General features: G+C 67.9%; 14 protein-coding genes. 5 read left to right on the top strand and 9 right to left on the bottom strand.

Translation table 11 applies throughout. The features are described from left to right. The first annotated feature begins 48 nt into the window (after nucleotides 1-48). Together AC1RTO_RS16090 and AC1RTO_RS16085 are read left to right on the top strand one after the other, a co-directional pair. Entirely contained in the window at nucleotides 49-348 is a 300-nt protein-coding gene (locus AC1RTO_RS16090) for an integration host factor subunit alpha (protein ID WP_293873795.1), read from the top strand. A gap of 5 nt (nucleotides 349-353) precedes the next feature. Next, entirely contained in the window at nucleotides 354-701 is a 348-nt protein-coding gene (locus AC1RTO_RS16085; RefSeq protein ID WP_493161806.1) for a MerR family transcriptional regulator, read from the top strand. Between the two features lie 7 nt (nucleotides 702-708). Here the strand turns inward: AC1RTO_RS16085 and AC1RTO_RS16080 are convergent, their stop codons facing one another. Further along, entirely contained in the window at nucleotides 709-1,356 is a 648-nt protein-coding gene (locus AC1RTO_RS16080) for a TetR/AcrR family transcriptional regulator (RefSeq protein ID WP_493161805.1), read from the bottom strand. Between the two features lie 113 nt (nucleotides 1,357-1,469). On the opposite strand from AC1RTO_RS16080, the gene AC1RTO_RS16075 reads away from it, so the two are divergent. Both AC1RTO_RS16075 and AC1RTO_RS16070 read left to right on the top strand, forming a co-directional pair. Beyond that, nucleotides 1,470-3,875: a TonB-dependent receptor gene (locus AC1RTO_RS16075; RefSeq protein WP_493161804.1), complete on the top strand. Its 2,406-nt coding sequence runs from the start codon at nucleotides 1,470-1,472 to the stop codon at nucleotides 3,873-3,875. Between the two features lie 54 nt (nucleotides 3,876-3,929). Beyond that, nucleotides 3,930-5,216 (top strand): spinster family MFS transporter, encoded by a 1,287-nt coding sequence (locus tag AC1RTO_RS16070; protein ID WP_493161803.1) that lies wholly within the window; start codon nucleotides 3,930-3,932, stop codon nucleotides 5,214-5,216. A gap of 129 nt (nucleotides 5,217-5,345) precedes the next feature. Here the strand turns inward: AC1RTO_RS16070 and AC1RTO_RS16065 are convergent, their stop codons facing one another. The 3 genes from AC1RTO_RS16065 to AC1RTO_RS16055 form a co-directional block, all read right to left on the bottom strand. After that, nucleotides 5,346-6,872 (bottom strand): peptide chain release factor 3, encoded by a 1,527-nt coding sequence (locus AC1RTO_RS16065; protein WP_493161802.1) that lies wholly within the window; start codon nucleotides 6,870-6,872, stop codon nucleotides 5,346-5,348. 118 nt (nucleotides 6,873-6,990) lie between these two features. After that, nucleotides 6,991-7,866, bottom strand: coding sequence for an aldose 1-epimerase family protein (locus tag AC1RTO_RS16060; protein WP_493161801.1), 876 nt, complete (start codon nucleotides 7,864-7,866; stop codon nucleotides 6,991-6,993). 69 nt (nucleotides 7,867-7,935) lie between these two features. After that, nucleotides 7,936-8,523: a L,D-transpeptidase family protein gene (locus AC1RTO_RS16055; RefSeq protein ID WP_493161800.1), complete on the bottom strand. Its 588-nt coding sequence runs from the start codon at nucleotides 8,521-8,523 to the stop codon at nucleotides 7,936-7,938. Between the two features lie 210 nt (nucleotides 8,524-8,733). Between AC1RTO_RS16055 and AC1RTO_RS16050 the strand changes: the two genes are divergently transcribed. Further along, the gene (locus AC1RTO_RS16050) at nucleotides 8,734-9,444 is read left to right on the top strand and encodes a murein L,D-transpeptidase catalytic domain family protein (RefSeq protein WP_493161799.1); all 711 of its coding nucleotides are present in this window, start codon (nucleotides 8,734-8,736) and stop codon (nucleotides 9,442-9,444) included. A 39-nt stretch (nucleotides 9,445-9,483) separates the two neighbouring features. Here AC1RTO_RS16050 and pheT read toward each other — a convergent pair whose 3' ends face one another. The 5 genes from pheT to rpmI form a co-directional block, all read right to left on the bottom strand. Next, complete coding sequence (pheT, locus tag AC1RTO_RS16045) at nucleotides 9,484-11,859, bottom strand: phenylalanine--tRNA ligase subunit beta (protein ID WP_493161798.1); 2,376 nt, start codon at nucleotides 11,857-11,859, stop codon at nucleotides 9,484-9,486. After that, the gene (gene pheS, locus AC1RTO_RS16040; protein ID WP_493161874.1) at nucleotides 11,856-12,923 is read right to left on the bottom strand and encodes a phenylalanine--tRNA ligase subunit alpha; all 1,068 of its coding nucleotides are present in this window, start codon (nucleotides 12,921-12,923) and stop codon (nucleotides 11,856-11,858) included. Before pheS ends, pheT begins: the two co-directional genes overlap by 4 nt. Before the next feature lie 29 nt (nucleotides 12,924-12,952). Continuing rightward, nucleotides 12,953-13,276 carry a GIY-YIG nuclease family protein gene (locus AC1RTO_RS16035; RefSeq protein WP_493161797.1) on the bottom strand — a complete coding sequence of 108 codons (324 nt, stop codon included), beginning with the start codon at nucleotides 13,274-13,276 and terminating at the stop codon, nucleotides 12,953-12,955. Between the two features lie 206 nt (nucleotides 13,277-13,482). After that, the gene (rplT, locus tag AC1RTO_RS16030) at nucleotides 13,483-13,848 is read right to left on the bottom strand and encodes a 50S ribosomal protein L20 (RefSeq protein WP_293874306.1); all 366 of its coding nucleotides are present in this window, start codon (nucleotides 13,846-13,848) and stop codon (nucleotides 13,483-13,485) included. Between the two features lie 12 nt (nucleotides 13,849-13,860). After that, the gene (rpmI, locus tag AC1RTO_RS16025) at nucleotides 13,861-14,064 is read right to left on the bottom strand and encodes a 50S ribosomal protein L35 (RefSeq protein WP_017977259.1); all 204 of its coding nucleotides are present in this window, start codon (nucleotides 14,062-14,064) and stop codon (nucleotides 13,861-13,863) included. Nucleotides 14,065-14,173: the final 109 nt, after the last annotated feature.

Raw genomic sequence — 14,173 nt, 5'->3', positions numbered from 1 at the left:
AACCTGCCTCAGGGACATTCTTATGGATGGAGTGGGGCAAGCGTGTTGATGACTACCGCGGGCACTTTGACGCGGGCCGACCTTTCGGAAGCCCTGCATCGTCAGATCGGCTTATCCCGGACAGATTCGGCGAAGCTCGTCGAGCAGATTCTGACCGAGATGTGCGAGGCCCTGTCGCGGGGCGAAAACGTCAAGATTTCCGGCTTCGGCACCTTCGTCCTGCGTGACAAGGGCGAGCGGATCGGCCGCAATCCGAAGACGGGGGTGGAAGTGCCGATCGCACCGCGGCGCGTGCTCACCTTCCGCGCCAGCCAGATGATGCGCGAACGCATCGTCACCTCGAGCTGACCTCCATGCCCTCCGGCACGCCCAAGGCGAGCGGAGCGTTCAGGACGATCGGGGAGGTTTCGGACGAAACCGGCCTCCCCCAGCATATATTGCGCTATTGGGAAACGCGCTTTCCCCAACTGCGCCCGGTGACCCGGGCCGGCAACCGTCGCTACTACCGGCCCGAGGACATCGTCCTCGTCCGCCGCATCGACGACTTGCTCAACCGCGACGGCTATACGATCCGCGGTGTCCAGCAACTGCTCGCCGAGCGGGACCGGCCGGCCGCTGCCATCCCCTCGCCGCTGCCCGCGCTTCAGGCGATCCGCGACGCGCTGGCACTCGCGCTGCGGCAGGACGAACAGGCGGCCTGATCCCGCCTCACTCCCGTCCCGGCGCCAGCCCCTCGCGGAGCAGCCGCGCCGCCTGATCCGCGACCTCCTCGATGCCGCGCTCGTCGCTCCACACGCCGAAGCGCAGCCCCAGGAACACGTTCATCCCCATCACCGCCCAGGCATGCACGTCGGATACGTCGCCGCGCACCTCGCCGCGCGTCGCCGCCGCCTGCAGCCGTTGCTCGATCCGCTCGGCGGTGGTCGCATAATGCAGCCGGAAACTGTCGGCATCGACGAACTCCGCCTCGTCGATGATCCGGTAGATTTCCTTGTGTTCGCGTACGAAGCCGATGAACGATGCCAGTCCCGCCCGCTCGGCGGCGATGCCGTCCCCGGCCGCCCGCACCGCCGGGGCGACATGGTCGCGGACCTGCGCCGACAGGTCGGTGACCAGCGCCCGGAACACCGCGTCCTTCGAATCGAAATAGGTGTAGAAACTGCCCAGCGCCACGCCCGCCCGCCGGGTGATCGCGCTGATCGACGCCTCGTGGAACCCGCGCTCGCCGAACTCCAGCGCCGCCGCATCCAGCAGTGCGCGCAGCGTCCGGCGTCCGCGCGCGGTGCGTGGCGTCTTGTCCGCGCCCCCGCCGCTGCCGCCCCCGGACAGCTCCCCGTCAGCACCCTTCACGTCCATCGCCTCCCCCGGCACATCCCAAGTTGAATCCTGGTTCAGGTTTCAGTATAGGCTTCGTCACAGGCGTACAACCCGGGACTACCGGACGCGGCGCCATGGAGGAGGGGATTATCATGAAGGCGCGTACGTCCACGTTCCTGATGCTCGGCGCAGCCGCCGCGGCATTGCTCGCCGGCCCGGCGATCGCGCAGACCGCGCCCGCCGACACCGCCACCAGCGGCCAGACCGGCTCCGCAGCGGCCGAGACGACACCCGACACCAGCGACGCTCCCCAGGCGGACACCGGCGACATCCTCGTCACCGCGCGCCGCCGCACCGAATCGCTGCTCAGCGTGCCGATCGCGGTGACCGCCTTCAGCGCCGATCGACTCGAAAAGTCGGGGGCGATCGACCTCACCGACCTCCAGAACGTCAGCCCCAACACCACGCTGAAGACCGCGCGCGGCAGCAACTCGACGCTCGCCGCCTTCATCCGCGGCGTCGGCCAGCAGGATCCGGTGCCGGGGTTCGAGGCGGGCATCGGCATCTATCTGGACGACGTCTATCTCAACCGGCCGCAGGCGGCGGTGCTCGACATCTACGACGTCGACCGGATCGAGGTGCTGCGCGGGCCGCAGGGGACGCTCTATGGCCGCAACACGATCGGCGGCGCGGTGAAATACGTCACCAAACGCCTGCCCAATGCGCCCGAAGTGCGGATCAAGGCCAATTACGGGTCCTACGACCAGGCCGACGGCATCGTCGCCCTCTCCGCGCCGATCGGCGAGCTGTTTAAGGTCGGCGTCGCCGGCGCGCGGTTGAGCCGGGGCGGGTTCGGTCGCAACACCAACCTCAACATCGACAATTACAACAAGGACATCTGGGCCGGGCGCGGCACGATCGAATTCGAAAGCCCGGACACCCGCCTGTTCGTACGCCTCACCGGCGACTATACCCATGACAGGAGCAATCCGCGCAACGGCCATCGCCTGATCCCCGGCCTCGCCTCGGGCGCGCCGGTGCTCGCCGACGTGTTCGACACCCGCGCCGGCCTCAATTTCCCGCGGCAGGACATCAAGGGTGGCGGCCTGTCGTTGACTGCCAATGCGCAGCTCACCGACAGCCTGACGCTGCGCAGCATCAGCGCATGGCGCAAGGACGACAGCTTCACCCCGATCGACTTCGACGCGCTTCCGGCGGTCGATGTCGACGTGCCGGCGATCTATCGCAACGAACAGACCAGCCAGGAATTCCAGCTCCTCTACGCCTCCGACCGGCTCAACGGCCTGCTCGGTTATTATTATCTCGGCGCCAAGGCCTCGACCGGCTTCGGCGTCCTGTTGTCGACGACGCTGCCAGGGTTCAACGCCTATACCGCCGGCGACGTCCGCACCGAGACGTCGTCGGTCTATGGCGATTTCACCTTCGACTTCACCCCGCAGTTCAGCCTGTCGCTGGGCGGGCGCTATACGTGGGACGAGCGCAAGTCCTACGTGTTCAAGGCGAGCTATCTCGGCCTGACCCCGGAATTCGGCGGCACCCCGATCCCGGTCGGCGCACCGGCGACCGATTTCCGCGGCAAGGCGACCTACAAGCGCTTCACCCCGCGCGCCTCGGTCAGCTTCAAGCCGACGGCGGATCACCTGCTCTACCTGTCCTATTCCGAAGGGTTCAAGGGCGGCGGCTTCGATCCGCGCGGGTCGGGCAGCGTCGCACCGATCAGCAACCCGGCGGCGGGGCGGACGTATCAGGACATCTACAACTATCTGTCGTTCGATCCGGAAACGGTCATCAGCTATGAAGCGGGCTACAAGGGGTCGGCGTTCGATCGCCGGCTGACCTGGGCGATCGCCGGCTTCTACGCCGATTACAAGGACGTGCAGGTGCCGGGGTCGGTCGGCTGCCTGCAAAACGGCGTGCAGAGCTTCTGCGGGATCACCACCAATGCGGCCAAGGCGCGGATCAAGGGCGTCGAGCTGGAAAGCAATGCGATCCTCGCCCGCGACTTCGCCGGTATCGGCTCGTCGGTCGCGCTCGGCGGGACGCTCGGCTATATCGACGCGCGCTATCGCCGCTTCATCGGTCCGACCGGCACCGACGTCGCCGACGTCCGCGTCTTCCAGAACACGCCGCACTGGACCGCGTCGGGCACGCTGACCGGCAATCTGCCGGTGGCGAGCGGGTTGCTGACCGCCAACTCGACGCTGTCCTATCGCAGCCTGACGCATCAGTTCGAGACGGCGAGCCCGTTTCTCGACCAGCAGCGCTACGCCCTGCTCGATGCCGGCATCACCTATGCCTTCGGCGAGGACCGGCGCTATTCGGTGGGCGTCTACGGCCGCAACCTGACCGACAAGCGCTACAAGACGTCGGGCTATCAATATATCAAGTCCGATATCGCCGGCACGCCGTTGACCGCGACCAACCAGCCGATCACCAACGGTAGCGGCTATGTCCCGACGCTCGGCAGGGAAGGCATCGCCACCGCCTTCTACGGCAATCCGCGGCAGGTGTTCGCCAGCATCGCGGCGAAGTTCTGATCTCCCCGTCACCCCGGGCTTGTTCCGGGGTGCACCGGTCCGCAAGGGAAGCGCATGACGAGGCCATCGCCGACGACCCCGCCCCTCCCCGCCGCCAGCCCCCGTTACCGGGCGCTGGTGCTGGCGATGCTGCTGCTGGTCTACACCTTCAATTTCCTCGACCGGCAGATCCTCGGCATCCTGGTGGCGCCGATCAAGGCGGAGCTGCGGCTCTCCGATACGCAATTGGGCGCGCTGGGCGGCATCGCCTTCGCGCTGCTCTATTCGACGCTCGCCATCCCGCTGGCGCTGGTCGCGGACCGGACGAGCCGCAGCTGGGTCATCACGATCAGCCTCACGATATGGAGCGCGTTCACGGCGCTGTGCGGCCTCGCCACCGGTTTCTGGCAGTTCTTCGCCTTCCGGCTGGGCGTCGGCGTCGGCGAGGCGGGGGGCGTCGCGCCGAGCTATGCGATGATCAGCGACTATTTCCCGCCGGAGCAGCGGGCGCGGGCGCTGTCGATCTACTCGCTCGGCATCCCGGTCGGGCTGGCAGCGGGGGCGCTGCTCGGCGGCATGCTGGCGAGCGCGGTCAACTGGCGCTGGGCGTTCATCGCCGTCGGCGTCGCCGGCGTGGTGATCGCGCCGCTGTTCCGGCTGGTGGTGAAGGAGCCGCCGCGCGGAATGTTCGATCCCGCCGCGGTCAGCCGCGAACGGGTATCGGTAAGCGCGGTGTTCCGCATCCTCGCCGCCAAGCCGAGTTTCTGGCTGATGGCGTTCGGCGCGTCGTTCAGCTCGCTGTGCGGCTATGGCCTCGCCTTCTGGGTGCCGTCGGTGCTGATCCGCTCGTTCGGCTTTTCGCTGCTGACCGCGTCGCAATATATCGGTTCGCTGCTGCTGATCGGCGGGACGATCGGCGTGTTCGGCGGCGGCTGGCTCGCCGACCGATTGGGGGCGACGGATCGCGGCATCTACGCGAAGCTGCCCGCGATCGCCTGGCTGATAACCGTGCCGTTGTTCGCCGCGGGCCTGACCAGCGGCTCGCCGACGTTGTCGTGGTTCCTGTTCCTCATCCCGCACGGCCTCAACATCCTGTGGCTGGGGCCGGTGACGACCGCGGTCCAGCACCTCGTGCCGCCACCGATGCGCGCCACCGCCTCGGCAAGCTTCCTGTTCATCAACAATCTGATCGGGCTGGGATTGGGTTCGCTCATCATGGGGCGGCTGTCGGACGCGATGACCGCGGTGCACGGCGCGGACGCGTTGCGCTATGCCACGACCTATGCGCTCGGCTTCTATCTGGTCGCCGCGGCGCTGATGCTGCTCGCGGTCCGGCCATTGCGGCGGGACTGGGTGGGGTGACGCGATACGGGACGCGATCCAACGTCGCGTCCGTCCTTTCGAATCCCTGCACGCCAGCCTCGCCGACAGAGCCGACACGCCGGCGTCCATGGATCCCCGCCTGCGCGGGGATGACGATACCTGGGACTCTTACCGTTCGCGGGTCGCGGCGAAGCGGACCTTCGCGTAGCGATCGGCGATGTAGTTCACCTCCCATGCGCTCTTCGCGAGGAAGACCGGATTGTTGTCGCGGTCCTTCGCCATCGCCGCACGGTTGAGGTCCATGAACTGCTTGAGGTCGGCGGGGTCCTCCGCCGAAACCCAGCGCGCGGTTTCGAAGGGGGCGGGTTCGAGGCCGGCGGCGACCTTGTACTCCGCGTCCAGCCGGCTCAGCAGCACCTCGAGCTGGAGCTGGCCGACGACGCCGATGATCCAGTTCGATCCGATTTCCGGATAGAAGACCTGCGTCACCCCCTCCTCGGCCATGTCGTCCAATGCCTTGCGCAGCTGCTTGGTCTTGGTCGGGTCCTTGAGCTGGACGCGGCGCAGAATTTCGGGGGCGAAATTGGGCAGGCCGGTGAAGCGGACGTCGGCACGCTCCGACAGCGTGTCGCCGACGCGCAGCGTGCCGTGGTTGGGGATGCCGATGATGTCGCCCGGGAAGGCTTCGTCGGCGACTTCGCGGTTCTGCGCGAAGAACAGGATCGGCGAATGGACCGCGATCGGCTTGCCGCTGCCCGACGGGGTCAGCTTCATGCCGCGCTTGAACGTGCCCGAGCACAGCCGCATGAAGGCGATGCGGTCGCGGTGGTTGGGGTCCATGTTCGCCTGCACCTTGAACACGAAGCCGGTGACCTCGTCGTTGTCGGGGCTGACCGGGGCGGGTTCGGCGGGCTGTGCGCGCGGCGGCGGCGCATGTTCGGCGAGCGCGCCGATCAGCTCGGCGACACCGAAATCCTTGAGCGCGGAGCCGAAATAGACCGGGGTCAGGTCGCCGTTGCGATACGCCTCGGCATCAAAGGCGGCATAGCCGGCCTGCGCCAGCTCGATCTCCTCGCTCCAGCGTTCCGACAGCACCGGCGCCTCCTCGGTCTTGCCAAGGAAAGCGCGGCTGTCGCCCTCGGGGCGGCTGATGCGGTTGGTGACGAGGTCAAGCACACCCTCGAACTCGCCGCCCATGCCGACCGGCCAGCTCATCGGACAGACGTCGAGCGCGAGCATGTCGGCGATCTCGTCGAGCAACTCGAACACCGGGCGGCCTTCGCGATCGACCTTGTTGACGAAGGTGATGATCGGCACGCTGCGCAGGCGGCACACCTCGAACAATTTGCGCGTCTGCGGCTCGATGCCCTTTGCGGCGTCGATCACCATGACCGCGGAATCGACCGCGGTGAGGGTGCGATAGGTGTCCTCGCTGAAATCCTCGTGGCCCGGCGTGTCGAGCAGGTTGAAGGTGATGCCGTCGCGTTCGAACGTCATCACCGACGACGTCACCGAGATGCCGCGCTGCTGCTCGATCTTCATCCAGTCCGACCGCGCGCGCCGGTTCGCCCCGCGCGCCTTCACCTCGCCGGCGAGATGGATCGCGCCGCCGAAATAGAGCAGCTTTTCCGTCAGCGTGGTCTTGCCGGCGTCGGGGTGGGAAATGATCGCGAAGGTGCGGCGGGGGGAAGACACGGCGGCAGATCTCTGGATGGCGCGGCCTGCGACGGCAGGCGCGATGAGGGATGGCGGCGCTTTGCCAGATTGGCGGCAGATAGGACAGGGGCGTGTTGCGCGCGCCGCGCGCCGCGCCTTACCCTTCCAGCGTGACGCGCATCCCGATGCGCTTCTCGCCGCCGGCGGGGACCTCGAACACGCCGGGCTTGTCGCGATACGCGCCGCGATAGCCCTCGGGATCGGCGATGCCGTGCCATGGCTCGACGCAGACATAGGCCGCGCCCGGCTTGGTCCAGATGCCGAGCATCGGCGTGTCGGGAAAGGCGATACGCAGCCGCGGGCCGTCGGGGGCGCCATAGACGACGGCGTCGGAGCGGATGGCGTCCCAGACCAGGGCGTCCTGCGCGAACAGATCGTCCCGCAGCCGCAGCTCGCGGCCGTCGAGCGGCGATTCCTTGCGCGCCGCCGCGATCGTGCCGTCGGCGGCGATCGTGCGCAGCGTATCGGGCTCGTCGGCGTCGAACAGGATACGATGCGCGGCGCGGTCCTGCCCGTACGGCAGCGGCCAGGCGAAGGCGGGGTGGAAGCCGAAGCTGGCCGGCAGCGGCGTCTCCGCGGGGTTCATCACCCGCGCGGCGATATCGAGCGTCGCGCCGTCCAGCGTGTAGGTGAGTTCGAGCCGGAAGGCGAAGGGGTAGCTGTCGCGGGTGGCCGCGCTGTCGGTCAAGGCGAAGGTGACGCTCGTCTCGCTCGCCTCGACCGTCTCGAATTGCGCGCGGCGGGCGAAGCCGTGCTTCTTCATCGGATAGGCGCGACCGTCGACACGGATCGTCTCCTCGAACGGCATGCCGACGACGGGAAACAGGATCGGTGCATGCCCCGTCCAGAAGGCCGGGTCCGCGTCGGTCATCAATTCGCGCCCGTCGGCATCGCGCAGATGGATCAACTCCGCGCCCAAGGGGTCGATCATCGCGGTCAGCGCGCCGGAAGTGATGGTGACGAGTGCGGTCATGAGCGAATTTCCCAACGGTCCTCGGCGCGATTGCCCGCGTCGCGGTCGCCGGTCAACGCATCCACAACCCTATTGCGCCGCAGTGTCCAGCAGCGCCGTATTGGCGCTGGCGGTTTCCGCCTGCATCGCCTGCGCGTCATAGGGCGTCGGCGGCGTCCAGCCTTCGGCGGCCGACGCATCGGTCACCAGCACCGGCGTACCCTTCGACGTCACCGCGAACAGCTTCTTGGCGAATGCGGTCGGCACGCGGATACAGCCGTGGGAGGCGGGGAAACCGGGGTTCATACCGGCGTGGATCGCGACGCCGTCCCACGTCAGCCGCTGCATGAACGGCATCGGCGCGTCGTCGTACAGGTTGCTCTTGTGCTTTTCCGACTTCTGCAGGATCGGGAAGACGCCGACCGGCGTGTCCTTGCCGTCCTTGCCCGTCGATACAGTGGACGCGCCGATCAACAGCTCGCCGCGATAGACATAGGCCTTCTGGTCGGGGATCGAGATGACGATGCTGACCGGTTCGAGCGTCGCATTGTCGTTCCACAGGAAGCGATTGGGTGCGAGCGTCGTCACCTCGGGCGCCAGCGCGTCGGTCGCCGCCAGCACGGGCGCGGGAGCGATGGCGATGATCGCGGCACCAGCCATGATGAGCCATTGCTTCATAGGAATTCCAGCCTTTCCTCGTCCGTCCCCCTTCACCGCGATCAACGCATGACATTTCGATTCGTGCCGCGCCGGATTCGGGATCAATCGAGCCCGACTCGCGCCCAGCCGTGCAACCAAAGAGCCGACCGGGGCGGCAAGTTGCAGAAAATTAAGTCCAAAGCTGCTATATGAGCTTTAGCGGGATCAACCGGGGCTTTTGAAATTTCGATGCAAATTGAGCACGATAGCGCACATGACCGACGCGCTCTTCTGAAGAACGGCCTGGTGCTGGCGGCGACGCTGGCGGTGCCGGGCACGGTGTCCGCGGCGACGCGGCGGCTGACCCAGAAGGATCTTCGCCCGCTCACCGAACCGCCGATCCCCGCACCGCGCCCGATGGTGGCCGCGCGTCCGGTCACCTCGCCGCGAGTGGTGCGCCCGGACCTGATGCGCCAGGCGCTCGCCGCGCTCAACACCCACGGCCGCCGCGTCGCGCATCGCGACCGGATCGCGATCGCCGACATGTCGGCGCCCTCGTCGCAGGCGCGCTTCCACCTCGTCGATCTGGTGTCGGGCAAGAGCCGCTCGTTCCTCGTCGCGCACGGCAGCGGGTCGGACCCCGCGCATACCGGCTTCCTCAAGCGCTTCTCCAACGAACCCAATTCGAACGCCTCGTCGGAAGGGTCGTTCGTCACCGCCGATTATTACGTCGGCAAGCATGGCCGGTCGCAGCGGCTGATCGGCCTCGATCCGACCAACGACAATGCGCTGGCCCGCGCGATCGTCGTCCATTCCGCCTGGTATGCGAACCGCGACATGCTGCGCACCCACGGCATGCTCGGCCGCAGCCAGGGCTGTTTCGCGGTCGGCGAAGGCGACCTCAGCGACGTGTTCGCGCAACTCGGCGCGGGCCGGATGATCTTCTCCGCCAAGGTGTGATCCGGACCGGGCTGCTGCCCGGTCCCGTCACGCGTGCCGTCACCCCCTCAGGCTGGCCCCCTGCTTCGCCGCAGCCGCGACGACCTTGTCGGCGATCCCCTTCAGCATCTCGTCGGTGAAGCTCTTGTCGGCAGGCTGCAGCGTCACCTCGACCGCCACCGATTTGGCGCCCTCCTCGACCCCGGCGCCGGTGAAGACGTCGAACACGCGCGCGCCGGTGATCGCCGCCTTGTCGGCGCTGCGCACCGCGCGGACGAGCGCATCGGCGCTCACCGATGCCGGGACAAGGAACGCGAAATCGCGGCGGACCGATTGCAGCGCGGGCGGCGCAAAGGCAGGACGCATGAAGCCCGACGCCCGCTTCGCCGGCAGCGCGTCGAGATACAGCTCCACCGCCGCGACCGTGCCGTCGAGGTCGAACGCCTTGAGCAGGCTCGGATGGAGCATGCCGAACGTCGCCAGCACCGTCTTCGGCCCAAGGCGGAGCGTGCCGCTCTGGCCGGGATGCCAGGCGTCACCCGCCTCGCCCATCACCTGCAGATTGTCGACCGGCGCGCCCGCGGCGGCAAGCAGCGCCAGCGCCTCCGCCTTGGCATCGTACGCGTCGAAGCCGGCGGCCTTGCCGTCGCGCCAGCCGCGCTCGCGCCGGTTGCCGGCGAGGACGAGGCCGAGCGTCGGGCGTTCGGCGTCGGCGAGATAGCGACGGCCGATCTCGAACAGGCGCACAGCCGCAATGCCGCGCTTGAGGTTGCGTTCGGTCGCCGACAGCAGGCCGGGGAGCAGCGAGGGGCGCATGACCTTCAGGTCTTCGCTGATCGGATTGGCGAGCGTCCATGCGCCGCCACCAAAGGGCGCGGCCTGCGCTTCGGACAGGAAGCTCCACGTCACCGCCTCGTCGAGGCCGCGCGCGGCGGCGGCGCGGCGGACGCGGCGCTCCAGTTTCTGTTCGGGCGTCGCGGTCGGCCGGGCGACGCCCGGCGTGCGCGGCAGCGGCACCGGCGCGACCTTGTCGATCCCCTCGATCCGGATGACCTCCTCGACCAGATCGGCGGCGCCGTCGATGTCGCGGCGCCAGCTCGGCACGGTGACGCGCCAGTCGCCATCTCCGTCGCCATCCACCCCGAAGCCGAGCGATTCGAGAATCGCGCGCTGGCGGTCTGCCGGAACGGCGAGGCCACCGACCGTCTCCGCCTTGACCGGATCATAGGCATAGACGCGTGGCGCGAGCGGCGGCTGGCCGGCGCGGGTCACCGGCGACGGCGTACCGCCGCAAAGATCGAGCACCAGCCGCGTCGCGATCGCGAGGCCGTCGTCGAGGAACGCCGGATCGACGCCGCGTTCGAACCGCTGGCGCGCGTCGCTCGTCAGCATCAGCGCCTGACCGGTGCGGGCGATGTGATCGGGATCGAAGAAGGCGCATTCGATCAGCACGTCGGTCGTGTCCGCGGACACGCCCGAATGCTCGCCGCCCATGATGCCGCCGATGTCGTGGACCTGCGCATCGTCGGCGATGACGGTCATCGCCGGGGTGAGCGTATAGGTCTTGCCGTTGAGCGCGAGAACCTGCTCGCCGGCCTGCGCCTTGCGCGCCCTCAGCCCGCCGCTGAGCCGAGCGCGGTCGTAGACGTGGAGCGGTCGGCCGAGATCGATCGAGACGTAGTTGGTGATGTCGACCAGCGCGCTGATCGGCTTCTGCCCGATCGCGGTCAGGCGGTGACGCATCCATTCGGGCGATTCGCCGTTGGCGACGCCGCTGACGTTCTGCGCGTAAAAGGCGGGGCAGCCGGCGGGATCGTCGGTGCGCACGTCCGGCGCCGCGCCCTCGCCCGCGACGGGCGCGACGGCGAGCGGCTTCAGCGTGCCGAGCCCGGCGGCGGCGAGATCGCGGGCGATGCCGCGCACGCCCATGCAATCCTGCCGGTTCGGGGTGACGCTGATGTCGATCACCGCATCGTTGAGCCCCGCATAGTCCGGGAAGGGCGTGCCGACCGGCGCGTCGGCGGGCAGTTCGATGATCCCGTCATGATCCTCGCCCAGCTCGAGTTCGCGGGTCGAGCACATCATGCCGTTCGATTCGACGCCGCGGATGGCGGCGACCTTCAGCGTCACGTCGAGGCCGGGGACATAGGCGCCCGGCGGGCCGAACACGCCGACCAGCCCGGCGCGGGCGTTGGGCGCGCCGCAGACGACCTGCAGCGGGCCGTCGCCCGCGTCCACGGACAGGACCTGCAGCTTGTCGGCCTGCGGATGGCGCTCGGCACTGAGCACCTTCGCGACGCGGAACGCCTTCAGCGCGTCGCCCGGATTGTGGACGCCCTCCACCTCCAGCCCGATGCGGGTCAGGCCGGTGACGATGGTGTCGAGGTCGGCATCGGTATCGAGGTGCTGGCGCAGCCAGTCGAGGGTGAACTTCATGCGCCGACTCCTCCGGACAGCGTGGGGGTTTCGAGCGCGGAGAAGCCGTAATGCTTCAGCCAGCGGATATCGCCGTCGAAGAAGGGGCGCAGGTCGTCCATGCCGTATTTCAGCATCGCCAGCCGGTCGATGCCGCAGCCGAAGGCGAAGCCCTGCCATTCGTCCGGATCGAGGCCGCAGGATTCGATGACCCTGGGGTGGACCATGCCCGACCCGAGCACCTCCATCCAGCCGCCTCCCCCCTTGCTGCCGGGGTGGCCGCCGATGACGCGCTTGCCCTTCTCGATCGTATAGCCGACGTCGACCTCGGCCGAGGGTTCGGTGAAGGGGAAATAGCTGGGGCGCAGGCGCAGGACGATGTCGTCGCGCTCGAAGAACGCCTTCAGGAACGTCTCCAGCGTCCATTTGAGGTGGCCGAGCGTGATCCCCTTGTCGATCACCAGTCCCTCGACCTGATGGAACATCGGCGTGTGGGTGGCGTCGCTGTCCGACCGGTAGGTGCGGCCCGGTGCGATGATGCGGATCGGCGGCTGCTGGCTCAGCATCGTGCGGATCTGCACGGGCGAGGTGTGCGTGCGCAGCAGCATGCGCTTCTCGCCCGCCTCGCCGTCGGGGAAATAGAAGGTGTCGTGCATCGCGCGCGCCGGATGCGTTTCGGGAATGTTGAGCGCGGTGAAATTGTGCCAGTCGTCCTCGATCTCCGGCCCGGTCGCCACCGCGAAGCCGAGGTCGGCGAAGATCTCGGCGAGCTCGTCCATCACCTGGCTGACCGGATGCACCGTGCCCGCCGCGACGCCCTCCGCCGGCAGCGTCATGTCGAGCGTCTCGCTGGCGAGGCGCGCGTCGAGCGCGGCGCGTTCCAGCGTCGCCTTGCGCGTGGTGATCGCGCCCGCGACCGCCTCGCGCAGACCGTTGATCCGCGGGCCTTCGCTCTGGCGCTGCTCGGGGCTCATCTTGCCGAGCGTCTTGAGCAATTGCGTGACGCTGCCCTGCTTGCCGAGCGCCTCGACCCGCACCGCCTCCAGCGCGTCGAGTCCGGTCGCGGCGTCGATCGCGGTCAGCATATGGTCGCGAAGGGTATCGAGGTCGTCAGTCACGTGTTGCTCTCTTTCACCGGTGCCGACGCCAGGCCGAGGCCGATCGCCGGATCATCCCATGCGGGATTGCGTTCTTCGATCAGCCGCAGCTTCCAGTCACGGTTCCATCGCTTCAGCTGCTTCTCGCGGACGATCGCAACCTTCATCGTGTCCGCCACATCGTACCAGACCAGACGATGCACGCCGTAGCGGGAGGTGAACCCCGGGATCAATCCTTCGCGATGCTGGATCAGCCGGCCGGGCAGATTAGACGTCACGCCGACATACGGCGCGCCGTGCCGGCGGCTGACGAGGATGTAGCCGCAGGGTTCCCGATCCATGCTGTTCCCCCACCATCGTCATGCCCGCGCAGGCGGGGATCCATAGACGCCGACGTAGCGGATGATCGGCGACGTTGCGCGTCTGGATCCCCGCCTGCGCGGGGATGACGGAAAGGGGACGTGTACACCCGCCCCGCCCCACGACGGAAAAAGGGCGCCGGTGGTATCCCACCGACGCCCCGATCCGGTCGCATCGCGCCAGTCGCTTATGCGGCCTGGGGCAGTGCCGCCTTCGCCTGGGCGATGATGGCGCTGAATGCCGCGCCCTCGTGCATCGCGATGTCGGCCAGGACCTTGCGGTCGAGCTGGACGCCGGCGAGCTTGAGGCCGTGCATGAACTGCGAATAGGTCAGACCCTCGGCGCGGACGCCGGCGTTGATGCGCTGGATCCACAGGCCGCGGAAGGTCCGCTTCTTTACCTTGCGGTCGCGATACGCATACTGGCCGGCCTTTTCGACGGCCTGGCGGGCGATGCGGATGGTGTTCTTGCGGCGACCGTAATAGCCCTTGGCCTGTACAAGAATCCTCTTGTGCTTGGCCCGGGTGGTTACACCGCGCTTGACGCGTGCCATATCCTGTTATCCTTACTTGAGGCCGTACGGCGCCCAGGCCTTCACCGTGGCGGTGTCGGCCTTCGACAGCACCTTGGTGCCGCGATTCTGGCGAATGTACTTGCTGTTGTGGCTAATCAGGCGGTGGCGCTTGCCGGCGACGCCGTGCTTCAGCAGGCCGCTGGCGGTCAGCTTGAAGCGCTTCTTGACGCCGCTCTTGGTCTTGAGCTTGGGCATTTTGGTCCTTTCGCTATGAGCATGGCATGGACAGCCGCGGCAGCCCTTGATGGCCGGGCAGTCCTGTAGCGCCTCGCTCGGGAAGCGCGCCCCTTAGCGGGCCTGATCG

Source organism: Sphingomonas sp. GW821-FHT10F09 (assembly GCF_058809195.1).
Note: the sequence above shows the minus strand (reverse complement) of the source record. Positions and strands in the feature narration are given on the sequence as shown.

Coding starts and splice junctions, on each gene's coding strand:
- AC1RTO_RS16090 (WP_293873795.1), top strand. CDS start 49: ATGACTACCGCGGGCACTTTGACGCGGGCCGACCTTTCGGAAGCCCTG.
- AC1RTO_RS16085 (WP_493161806.1), top strand. CDS start 354: ATGCCCTCCGGCACGCCCAAGGCGAGCGGAGCGTTCAGGACGATCGGG.
- AC1RTO_RS16080 (WP_493161805.1), bottom strand. CDS start 1,356: ATGGACGTGAAGGGTGCTGACGGGGAGCTGTCCGGGGGCGGCAGCGGC.
- AC1RTO_RS16075 (WP_493161804.1), top strand. CDS start 1,470: ATGAAGGCGCGTACGTCCACGTTCCTGATGCTCGGCGCAGCCGCCGCG.
- AC1RTO_RS16070 (WP_493161803.1), top strand. CDS start 3,930: ATGACGAGGCCATCGCCGACGACCCCGCCCCTCCCCGCCGCCAGCCCC.
- AC1RTO_RS16060 (WP_493161801.1), bottom strand. CDS start 7,866: ATGACCGCACTCGTCACCATCACTTCCGGCGCGCTGACCGCGATGATC.
- AC1RTO_RS16055 (WP_493161800.1), bottom strand. CDS start 8,523: ATGAAGCAATGGCTCATCATGGCTGGTGCCGCGATCATCGCCATCGCT.
- AC1RTO_RS16050 (WP_493161799.1), top strand. CDS start 8,734: ATGCAAATTGAGCACGATAGCGCACATGACCGACGCGCTCTTCTGAAG.
- pheT (WP_493161798.1), bottom strand. CDS start 11,859: ATGAAGTTCACCCTCGACTGGCTGCGCCAGCACCTCGATACCGATGCC.
- pheS (WP_493161874.1), bottom strand. CDS start 12,923: ATGCTGACCGCGATCGACGCCGCGACCGGACTCGACGCGCTGGAGGCG.
- AC1RTO_RS16035 (WP_493161797.1), bottom strand. CDS start 13,276: ATGGATCGGGAACCCTGCGGCTACATCCTCGTCAGCCGCCGGCACGGC.
- rplT (WP_293874306.1), bottom strand. CDS start 13,848: ATGGCACGCGTCAAGCGCGGTGTAACCACCCGGGCCAAGCACAAGAGG.
- rpmI (WP_017977259.1), bottom strand. CDS start 14,064: ATGCCCAAGCTCAAGACCAAGAGCGGCGTCAAGAAGCGCTTCAAGCTG.